The 10,509-nt window shown below is 49.1% G+C and carries 10 protein-coding genes; 7 read left to right on the forward strand and 3 right to left on the reverse strand.

Annotation, left to right across the window (positions count from 1 at the left end):
* Positions 1 to 49: 49 nt before the first annotated feature.
* From ACOJUN_RS04350 to ACOJUN_RS04365, 4 genes are read left to right on the forward strand one after another with little or no spacing between them, the layout of a single operon-like run.
* Positions 50 to 2,221, forward strand: a complete 2,172-nt coding sequence (locus ACOJUN_RS04350) for an ABC transporter substrate-binding protein (protein ID WP_422135449.1) — start codon at positions 50 to 52, stop codon at positions 2,219 to 2,221.
* Between the two features lie 43 nt (positions 2,222 to 2,264).
* Complete coding sequence (locus tag ACOJUN_RS04355; protein ID WP_422135450.1) at positions 2,265 to 3,242, forward strand: ABC transporter permease; 978 nt, start codon at positions 2,265 to 2,267, stop codon at positions 3,240 to 3,242.
* A gap of 10 nt (positions 3,243 to 3,252) precedes the next feature.
* Positions 3,253 to 4,623, forward strand: a complete 1,371-nt coding sequence (locus tag ACOJUN_RS04360) for an ABC transporter permease (RefSeq protein ID WP_422135451.1) — start codon at positions 3,253 to 3,255, stop codon at positions 4,621 to 4,623.
* A 1-nt stretch (position 4,624) separates the two neighbouring features.
* On the forward strand, positions 4,625 to 6,271 hold the full coding sequence (locus ACOJUN_RS04365; protein WP_422135452.1) for an ABC transporter ATP-binding protein: 1,647 nt from the start codon (positions 4,625 to 4,627) through the stop codon (positions 6,269 to 6,271).
* A gap of 170 nt (positions 6,272 to 6,441) precedes the next feature.
* On the opposite strand, the gene ACOJUN_RS04370 is transcribed toward ACOJUN_RS04365, so the two are convergent.
* Both ACOJUN_RS04370 and ACOJUN_RS04375 read right to left on the reverse strand, forming a co-directional pair.
* Positions 6,442 to 7,005, reverse strand: a complete 564-nt coding sequence (locus ACOJUN_RS04370) for a hypothetical protein (protein WP_422135453.1) — start codon at positions 7,003 to 7,005, stop codon at positions 6,442 to 6,444.
* A 335-nt stretch (positions 7,006 to 7,340) separates the two neighbouring features.
* Positions 7,341 to 7,790 (reverse strand): ShlB/FhaC/HecB family hemolysin secretion/activation protein, encoded by a 450-nt coding sequence (locus ACOJUN_RS04375; RefSeq protein ID WP_422135454.1) that lies wholly within the window; start codon positions 7,788 to 7,790, stop codon positions 7,341 to 7,343.
* 13 nt (positions 7,791 to 7,803) lie between these two features.
* Between ACOJUN_RS04375 and ACOJUN_RS04380 the strand changes: the two genes are divergently transcribed.
* The 3 genes from ACOJUN_RS04380 (at position 7,804) to ACOJUN_RS04390 (ending at position 8,743) form a co-directional block, all read left to right on the forward strand.
* Entirely contained in the window at positions 7,804 to 8,019 is a 216-nt protein-coding gene (locus tag ACOJUN_RS04380) for a hypothetical protein (RefSeq protein ID WP_422135455.1), read from the forward strand.
* A gap of 164 nt (positions 8,020 to 8,183) precedes the next feature.
* Complete coding sequence (locus ACOJUN_RS04385; protein ID WP_422135456.1) at positions 8,184 to 8,405, forward strand: DUF433 domain-containing protein; 222 nt, start codon at positions 8,184 to 8,186, stop codon at positions 8,403 to 8,405.
* Complete coding sequence (locus ACOJUN_RS04390; protein ID WP_422135457.1) at positions 8,405 to 8,743, forward strand: DUF5615 family PIN-like protein; 339 nt, start codon at positions 8,405 to 8,407, stop codon at positions 8,741 to 8,743. Before ACOJUN_RS04385 ends, ACOJUN_RS04390 begins: the two co-directional genes overlap by 1 nt.
* Positions 8,744 to 8,805: 62 nt before the next feature.
* Here the strand turns inward: ACOJUN_RS04390 and ACOJUN_RS04395 are convergent, their stop codons facing one another.
* The gene (locus tag ACOJUN_RS04395; RefSeq protein WP_422135458.1) at positions 8,806 to 10,491 is read right to left on the reverse strand and encodes a ShlB/FhaC/HecB family hemolysin secretion/activation protein; all 1,686 of its coding nucleotides are present in this window, start codon (positions 10,489 to 10,491) and stop codon (positions 8,806 to 8,808) included.
* Positions 10,492 to 10,509: the final 18 nt, after the last annotated feature.

Raw genomic sequence — 10,509 nt, forward strand, 5'->3', positions numbered from 1 at the left:
TAACTCTGACATCGACGAACAATTATTAGAAAACGGGGATGAAGTTATTATGAACCAGAAAGCAACCAGATATCTGGCTGCCACACTCATAGCTACCACTCAGCTGACGGGCTGTTCAGGTCCCTGGAATAATCCTCATCAGGAAAGTTCTGGTCATCAGAACCAGACTGTCTACTACACCAATTTTCAACTCCCCCCCCAGCACTTTGATCCGGCTATTTCGTACAGCACTGATGAAAGTATGCTGATCGACCAGATCTACGAGCCTCCTCTTGGTTATCACTTTCTGAAAAGGCCTTATGAACTGCAACCTCTGGTGGCTGAATCCATGCCAGAGGTTCGTTTTCTTAACGCCAACCACGAGGAGACCACTTTTGATAGCCCTGACATTGCCTTCAGTCGATACACCATCACCCTCAGGGAAGGTATTGTTTATCAGCCTCACCCGGCGTTCGCCAAAAACGGTAAAGGCGATTACGTCTATCTCTTTAACGATGAAAGTGAAACCGTAAACTACAAAGCTCTTTCCGACTTTGGTCAAACAGCAACTCGGGGGCTGGACGCAGACGACTTTCTCTATCAGATCAAAAGGATTGCCGACCCTCACAATAAAGCACCCTTAATTGGCTTCCTTGCTCAGTATATAGACGGCATGAGTGAAGTGACCGAGGAATTAAAAACTGTTGAAAGAGACGGGTGGCTGGATCTTCGTGAATTCAAAATGAGGGGACTGGAAAGAGTTGATGAGCGGACTTTCTCTATTACTATAAAAGGCATCTACCCCCAGTTTTCTTACTGGCTGGCCATGCACTTTTTTGCACCTGTCCCCTGGGAGGCGGATCGCTTCTATAACAACCCCGGGTTCAAAGACAACAACCTGACTCTGGACTGGTATCCAGTCGGCACAGGTGCCTACATGATGACCAGAAATGACCCTAACAGGGAAATCATTCTGGAACGAAATCCTAACTTCAGGGATGATTTTTATCCCACTGAAGGAGCCCCCGGTGATAAAGAGGCAGGGTTGCTTGCTGATGCCGGAGCAAAGGTACCTTTCATAGATAAAGCCATTTTCAGCCTGGACAAAGAAGTTTTGCCTATGTGGACCAAATTCCTGCAGGGATATTACGATCGCTCAGGAGAAAACCACGGCAACGTCACCCAAAACTTTGACCAGGCCTTGACCATCGGCCCCGAGGGTGTAGAGCTTACCGACGAAATGCAAGACAGACAGATCACTCTGTCCCAGGATGTTAAGCCTGCGGTCTACTATATGGGCTTCAATATGCTGGACAATGTGGTGGGTGGTTACTCCCCGAAAAAGCAAAAGCTGCGTCAGGCCATCTCCATTGCCTGGAATTCTGAAGAATATATAGAAATATTCCGAAACGGCTCCGCCATTCCTTTCATGGGGCCCATTCCTCCCGGTATTGAAGGTTCTCTGAAAGCAGAGGCAGGCATCAATCCCTTCACCCACGACTGGAAAAATGGCAAGGCCGTTCGCAAAGACCTTGAATACGCCAAACAGCTTTTGGCTGAAGCGGGCTACCCCAATGGTCGTGATGCTGAAACAGGTAAGCCTTTGAAGCTCTATCTGGATGTCCAGGCCCAAGCCACCAGCAAAAGCCGTGAAGACTGGCAAAAACGCCAGCTCAAAAAACTCGGCATAGAGTTAGAACTCAGAGCGACAGACTGGAATCGCTATAAAGAGAAAATGAGCACAGGGAACCACCAAATGTTCTCCTATGGCTGGTTGGCCGATTACCCTGATCCCGAGAATTTTCTGTTCTTGCTCTATGGCCCTCAAAGCCCTGTCGCCTGTCAATGTGACGGCAACAACAATGCCAACTATAACAATCCTCGCTATAACAGGCTTTTCAAGCAGATGAAGACCATGCAGCCCGGTCCTGAGCGAAATCGGTTAATCGCCGAAATGTTGGATCAGGTTCGCGCTGATGCTCCCTGGTTTACTGGCGAATACCCGAAAGAGTATTACCTGAATAACCAGTGGGTTTCTAATACCAAACGTCATGGCATCTCCAAGGCTACCCTTAAATACCTGAAGATCGATTCAGAAGTGAGAAAACAAAAACAGGCTGAATGGAACCAACCCAATCTTGTCCCTCTGGTGGCAGGCATGGGGGTTTTTGTCGCTTTGTTTATTCCTGCGATTCGCGCCTATAGACGACGCCAGAAGCTGGTCATAAATACCGACAGCTAATAAAAAGCTGAAGAATAATTTTCAGGTTTAAGGACGTTCTACCATGCTTGCTTATATTATCAGACGACTGATTTACGCCATTCCTATTCTTATTGGTGTCAATCTGATTACTTTTTTACTCTTCTTTGTGGTGAACAGCCCTGACGATATGGCACGAGCTCAGCTGGGGGATAAATACGTCACCGAGGAAGCCATTGAACTCTGGAAAGAGACGAATGGCTACCACCAGCCACTGTTTTTCAATCACGAAGAAGAAGGTCTGAAAGCACTGACAGAAACCATCTTTTTCAACAAATCCATCAGTCTCTTCAGCTTCGACTTTGGACGGTCGGAGAGCGGTCGGGATATTACCAGCGATGTTTCCCAGCGCATGTGGCCCAGCGTCATGTTTGCCCTGCCAACACTGCTCATCGGACTCTGGGTCAATATCAGCATAGCCCTTTTAGTGGTTATGATCCGCAATACCGGACTTGAGAAAGTGTTTGTGGTCTCTTTTGTTGGCTTGATGTCTGTCTCTTACCTGTTTTACATCATTGGTGGCCAGTATCTGGTCACCCGTTTGTGGAACCTGGTGCCTGTGTCGGGTTTCCAGCCCGGACTGGGTTCCTTCAGGTTTCTGATTCTTCCGGTTGTTATTGGTGTCATTGCCGGTACCGGAGCCGGAGTCCGACTCTACCGGACACTGTTCCTGGAGGAAGCGAATCAGGATTACGCCCGCACGGCCAGGGCAAAAGGGGTAAGCGAAGTCAGCGTCCTGTTCCGGCACATTCTGCCCAACACCATGATCCCGATTCTGACCAATATCGTGATTGTCATTCCAATGCTGTTTATGGGCAGCCTGGTGATGGAATCCTTCTTTGGCATCCCGGGCCTGGGCAGTTACATGATTGATGCCCTGAAATCCCAGGACTTCGCCATTGTCAGAACAATGGTGTTTATTGGCTCAGTACTCTACATCATAGGCCTGATTGCCACTGACATTTCATACACACTGGTCGATCCCCGTGTCAGGCTGAATTAGGAGAACATCCATGAAACCGGTTATTTTATGGAGTGATGCATTGCTGTTTATCCTACTGGCAGCCATGATCGCATTCATTGTCAGTATCATTCGCAACAACGAGAGTCGTGAACGCTGGAGCAGAGTTTTTCGTTCCCGACTGGGCATGTCCTGCTTTCTGATTATTCTTACCTACATTGTCATAGGTGTTCTGGATTCACTGCATTTTCGCAAGGCGATCGAACCTCTTGAAGGTCAGTATAAAAGTGACGTTTATTACTCCAGTCATATAAACAGTGTTCTGGATCTGGTGCTGGGCGAAATGGGGGAGGACAAGGAAAAAACCTATTCAGCCCCCTTCTCACTGAAATCATACTCCAAGGAAAATATGCAAGATGAACAAGGCAATACTTACCGGGATTATGCCAGCTTGAAACATGCAGGTAAGCATCTGGAATCCTCTGATGACAGGCTTGTGGATATTGCCCTGCAATCATTTCAGGCGCTTCTCACTGGCCTGTTGTTCAGTGCTCTTCTGATTGCTGCCCATGCCTATTGGATGAAAGGTAAAAACAGCATCTACCCGTGGAAAACGGCCTATATAACCCTGGCAATTATTATTTGCCTGCTCACCTGGATGATTCACATCGGCTGCCTTTATCACATCCTGGGCACAGATAAAGGAGGTAACGATGTTCTCTACAAATGCCTCAAAGGTATTCGCACCGCCATGTTGATTGGCACTCTGGCTACTCTGATCATGATGCCTATTGCCATTTCCCTTGGAATAGCCGCTGGTTATTTCAAAGGCTGGGTAGACGACATTATTCAGTATTTGTATACCACTCTCAGTTCTATTCCGGGTCTTCTATTGATTGCAGCCTCCGCTCTGCTGTTCCAGATATGGATTGACCTGAACCCTGATTACTTTAGTACCGGACTCGAAAAAGGTGATGCCAAATTCATCGGCCTATGCTTTATTCTCGGAGTTACCAGCTGGGCCACCCTCTGTCGTCTGCTCAGAGCGGAAACCTTGAAAATCAGTCAACTTGACTATGTCCAGGCTGCCCATGCTTTCGGCGTCAGTCATGCCAGAATCATCAGCAAACACATTCTGCCCAATGTTACCCATATCATTCTGATCATATTTGTTCTCGACTTCAGTGGTCTGGTAATGGCCGAGGCAGTGCTTGCCTACATCGGTGTGGGAGTCGACTCTTCAATGCACAGCTGGGGTAATATGATCAGCACTAGCAGCGCAGAACTCAGTCGGGTACCCGCCGTCTGGTGGAACCTTGCAGGCGCTTTTACCCTGATGTTTGTTCTGGTGCTGGCAGCCAACCTTTTCTCGGACCTCGTCAGTGACGCCTTTAACCCCAAAACCCATTTGGAGGCTGCCTGATATGAGCATTACAGAATCCTCAGGGGAGAACATGGCCAAAACGGCCGAGAGCAAAGAACCGGCACTGCAGGTATCCAATCTTAATGTTGTCCTCAGACATGAACCCGATACCCGGATTCTAAAAGGCGTCAGTTTCCAACTGAACAAGGGTGAAGTCTTTGCATTGGTTGGCGAGTCAGGCAGTGGCAAGTCGGTAACATCGTTGTCAATCATGCGTCTGCTGCCCGATGCTCTGAAAATCACTCAGGGAATAATCCGGCAAGATGATACCAACCTGTTTGCCCTGACCGAGCAGGAAATGGGCTCCGTTCGTGGTAAAAAGATCGCCATGATCTTTCAGGATGCATTGACCTCTTTGAATCCGGTTCAAAAAGTGGGTGACCAGATTGCAGAAACCCTGAAAATACACACCAATCTGACCGGTGACGAGATCAGAAAACGCACTGTCCAACTGTTTGAAGAAGTCGGCCTTCCTGACCCGGATAAACGTGTAGACTGGTATCCCCACCAGATGTCCGGAGGTCAGCAGCAGCGGGTTATGATTGCTATGGCTCTGGCCTGTGAGCCGGATATTCTGCTGGCGGATGAGCCCACCACCGCCCTGGATGTCACCATTCAGAAGCAGATTCTGGAGCTGGTAAAAGCATTAACCATTAGCCGTGACCTGGCGGTATTGTTGATTACCCATGATATGGGCGTAGTTCGTGAAACCGCTGATCGTGTTGGTGTTATGTATCAGGGTGAGATCATTGAGGAAGGCAGCTGTGATGATTTCTTTGAGAATCCTCGTGAAGAATACAGCCGTCGTCTGATTAACAGCCTGCCTGACATGGACGCTTACCGGCCTCAGACCCATCCCACTCCCTTGTTGAAGGTAGATAATCTGGAAGTTCACTTTCCCATTCGTAAGGGAATCCTCCAGAGAGTTCACGATTACACCAAAGCGGTTAATGGCATCAGCTTCTCCATCGCCAAAGGTGAAACGCTGGCCCTGGTAGGCGAATCGGGTTGTGGCAAATCCACCACTGGTCGTGCCATTCTTAACCTGGAAAAAGCGACCGGTGGTGAGATCTGGTACAACCACCGGAAAATTCACGCGCTTTCCCGCAGGGAAATGTTGCCCCTTCGCAAAAAAATCCAGGTCATCTTCCAAAGCCCTTATTCTTCCATGAACCCACGTATGACGGTGGGTGACATTATCGAAGAAGGTATGATTAGCCTGCAGATGGGTCTGAGCAAAGCTGAAAGGGAGCAACGTGTTGAATCGCTTTTAAAGAGGGTCCAGCTGGAGCCTGAGCACCGCTATCGCTATCCCCACGAGTTCTCTGGTGGTCAGCGTCAGCGCATAGCCATCGCCCGGGCGCTTGCGGTTGAACCTGACCTGATCATTTGTGATGAACCTACCAGCGCACTGGATGTATCTATCCGCTCAGAAGTCATGGATTTGTTGCTGGAGTTGCAAAGAGAGCTGCAAGTCTCGTACCTGTTTATAACTCACGATCTTTCAATCATTCCTCATCTCGCTCACCGGGTCGCGGTGATGAAGGGAGGCAAAATTGTCGAACAGGGCCATACCGAAGATGTAATGACCAGACCTCAGCATGATTACACTCGTAAGCTGCTCAGCGCTGTTCCGGAAGTGCGTTAAGCGCCATTCCCCGCCCATCACGCTTAGTTATGGGCGAGCAGCCTGTCGGACTTAAGACTGTCCTACAGGCTGCGAGGGTTCTGGCTCGTTATGCATCCGTGAAGATAATCAGGCTCTACACCCTGAAGAAATGAACCCGATAGTGAAAAACTGTCCGGAATGTTTGAGACTCAAAGTTCATTATTCTGAGGCTCGTTTTGAGCTATCGGGGACAGGGTTATAACCACATCACTGCTATCTGAGAAAGGTACTCTCTCAAAGCGAGTGGGAGACCAGTTACTCTCCCTGTTTGTTTTCACTGGACCGTAATCCCTTCCATCCACTGACAGTGTAATCATATACGGCTGCTCATCAGGATAATAAAATATGCCACCTGCAAAAACAGAGAAAGTATAGGTGGGCTTATAAACATCGGGGCTATCAAGGGACCAGGCCACAGTCCCCTTGGGATACCTGGCATCAGTGGGATGAAGGTCATTGTTCACATTCTGGAGACTGATACTGGTACTGATGGGAAGATAAACACCAGACTTAATAAAACTGTCCAAAGTGGCCTTCAAGCCACCCACCTTCCTGAAATATCTAAAAGCATTATGTTGAAAACCTGCAGCTACTGCACTAAAGCCATAGCCTAACCCCACCGTTTCATCTCTGAATGTCACTTCTGCTGCCGATGCTGTGGACAGGAAACCGGAAAGGAGTAAACCAACAGGAATAGCCATTAAAACTTTCATAACTAAAAAAGCCTCTTCTGATGTTATAACCCGGGAATATCATGAAGCTGCTTTAACCAGACCAAGGTCACATAAAAAATTCCAGTCACCATTTATCCATCTGTAGAAAAACAAACGAACGTCACCAGTCGGATTTTTACCAGCTCACTCGACACTAACGACAAGATGTCGTCAATCAGATAGCAGAAGAAAGAGAAGTACTCCGCTTTATCAGATTCCCGAATTAACCCAACGCTCAAGTATAGATACTCATTTCCATCACTGCTTTTTTTACTGTGACACCCTCTTATTATTTTGGGAGGCTTCCTGGCAACCTGTTTGATGATCAAAGCATCTCAATCCCAGCTGGTCAGACTAAACCGCGCATAAACCCGAAAGTCATTCCCTGAGACACCCACCGGCTCAAGCGTCTGGGCGGCGCTGATTTCCAGAGCGCCCCATTCGGCAGAGACTTTTGTCCCCAGGCCAGCGGAGGTGAGTTTTTCGTGGGAACCGGGCATCCTTGTCTCGCCATGATCAAGAAAGACAAAAGGTTCGATTGCGCTCTGTCGATAGGACAGGCCAGAGTAGTGCAGCTCTGTCTGCTGACGCCAGCCTTTGTCGCCGGTCACAGCACTGTTGTTATAGCCTCGAATGCTGTACAACCCTCCGAGAGCAAAGCCAAGGCTCGAAGGCAGAGTTGCTTCACTGGCCCACTGAGCCTCCCATGAAGACAGCACATAGAGTGGCGAGTCAAAGTTGTAGATCAGTGTCAGGCTCGGGTTCAACAAACTCAGGTACCGCACATCGTCATTCAGAATGGACTTGCTGCGCAGTCTGCTTAACAGCAGTCGGCCATTAACCTGCCAGTTGTCGTCCGAAGTCAGTCAGGACAGCCTGCCAATGGCTTACGCAGACACTGTCTCAAAAGACGGAATAGCCAATTATCAGTTAGCAGCAGACTGTGAATACCGCTTTCGGTTTCTCAGCATTGGCCCGGAGGAAGCAGTGTCGGTTTCTGTGCTGGAGTCCTGAGATTCTGGCACTTAGCAACGGAGGCATGTAGGTCAGCGTGTTGGTTTGTTATGCTCAAAATTCAGTAAGTTGGCATGGATACAGGGTCAAATGGCTTGCCACATTGTTGAAAGCGCCCCCAACGCCTAAAATTACCGAAAAATCACAATAAATGGAGATACAACGTGATTGACAGTAACATCTGGATTGTATGCAACCCTGAAGTCATGACAGGCAAGCCCTGCGTTAAAGGCACCCGGATCACTGTAGAAAGCATTCTTGAAATGCTGAGTTCCGGCATGTCCTTCGCCGAAATCATATCGGACTTTCCCAGCCTGAATGAAACCAAGATACGAGCTGCCCTGGGTTATGCCGCCCAAAATCTGGCTAAGGGGGATGCTGCGTAGTGATATTGATTGATGAAAACCTGTCTTACAAACTGGCAGCAAGAATAGAAGCTGATTACAAAGGGACGCAGGCTGTCTCAAGAGTCGAATCACTGGGTGAAGGAGCCCCGGATCGGCTGGTCTGGGAATACGCAAAAGCACACAATAAGGCCATATTAACCAAAGATAAAGACTTCGTAGATTTCTGGAGTCGGTTCGGGCCACCGCCTAAAGTCATCCACATTAAAATCGGTAACGCTCGTCTACCCGCTCTTGAATCCCTGATCAGTAATAACAGGAGTCGTATCAATCAATTTCTGACAGAGACTAATGATGGATTGCTGACCATTCAGTCATAATGGCTCGCTCCCATGCTCAAGCGTGGCAACCTCGTGGCAACCTGTTTGATGATCAGAGCACCTCAATCCCAGCTGGTCAGACTAAACCGCGCATAAACCCGAAAGTCATTCCCTGAGACACCCACCGGCTCGAGCGTCTGGGCGGCAGTGATTTCAACAGCGCCCCATTCGGCAGAGACTTTTGTCCCCAGGCCAGCGGAGGTGAGTTTTTCGTGGGAACCGGGCATCCTTGTCTCGCCATGATCAAGAAAGACAAAAGGTTCGATTGCGCTCTGTCGATAGGACAGGCCAGAGTAGTGCAGCTCTGTCTGCTGACGCCAGCCTTTGTCGCCGGTCACAGCACTGTTGTTATAGCCTCGAATGCTGTACAACCCTCCGAGAGCAAAGCCAAGGCTCGAAGGCAGAGTTGCTTCACTGGCCCACTGAGCCTCCCATGAAGACAGCACATAGAGTGGCGAGTCAAAGTTGTAGATCAGGGTCAGGCTCGGGTTCAACAAACTCAGGTAGCGCACATCGTCATTCAGAATGGACTTGCTGCGCAGTCTGCTGAACAGCAGTCGGCCATTAACCTGCCAGTTGTCGTCCAGCAGATTCAATTCCTGCCCGAACTGCAGCTGATCATTACGGTAGTCCGACAAAGGTTCATCCGCAACAGCGTTTTCCGAACGAGTACTGCTGGCTGAAAAAAGCAGGTTCAGCCAGCCATCAATGTCGGACCAGAACAGGTAACTGGCATCCAGAGTGTAACGTGTCGTGTCACCGGTAACGTCGACGTCAACTGTCGTGATTTCCAGCTCGCTGTCGGTGTACTGGAAACTGCCTCCCAGTCTCCAGCCCTCTTCGCCCAAGACCCGGTTGTAGCTGGCGCTGAATGACTTGAGTCCATCAGACGTCAGACCATAGCCCAATAATTTGTCGCCGTGGCTGAACACCGACGTTTTCTGGTAGAGCAGACTTAACTGCTCTTCTCCGGCGTTTTCAGTGCCGTGGTTATCAAAATAGAGCGACGCTCCTTCTTCCGATTCAGGAATCTGAACAACGACATCGGTCAATCCAAACGCCTGACCGGCCTTAAGCTCTGACTGCAATCTCTGGCCGTGAACCCGGTTATAAAACAGGATATCCCGCTCCAGCGCTTCGACATCGATGGAGTCTTTCTGCCAGTCTGTATTGATCCACTTCTGAAAATACGCTCTGTCATCCTCTTCCACTTCGCCAGAAAAAACCAGTTCACCAAAGCGACCTTCCACCAGTCTGATACTGACCAACCCGTTCTCTATTTTCTGTTCCGGAAACACTGCAGCAGCCGTGTAAATGCCTTTGCTCTTGTAGAGTGTATTGACAGCTCCAAGCAGGGTTTGCAAATCCTGATAATTGACTTCTTTGCCCAGCCAGGGCTCCGCCAGCGACTGCAATTCCTCTCGGGACAGGTGTCTAGATTCTGTGAAGCGAATGCCCTGCAAAAGAAGCATTGGACCACCGCTTTCCTGAACCGCTTCCGGCTCCTGATCCTTCTTCACAGTTGGCGTCTTTTTTCTCAGTTCAGGCTCAACCAGGCGCTCTTTCTGCTTCTCAATGTCTCTGCTGAGATTTCCCGAAGGATCTGGCAGCGGTAGTTGTGTGGCCAAAGTGACCGTTGATTGCAGCCAGAGACTGCATAAAGCCAGTCCGGCTGCATTCAACGAGAAATGGAATTTAGAGAAAAGTCGCTTTCTGCAAGCATTATTTTTCTTGTTATACCCGTCCAAGTACATCTACTCCCAGGC

Origin of the sequence: Endozoicomonas sp. ALD040, assembly GCF_049275945.1 — a bacterium.
Lineage (GTDB): Bacteria > Pseudomonadota > Gammaproteobacteria > Pseudomonadales > Endozoicomonadaceae > Endozoicomonas_A.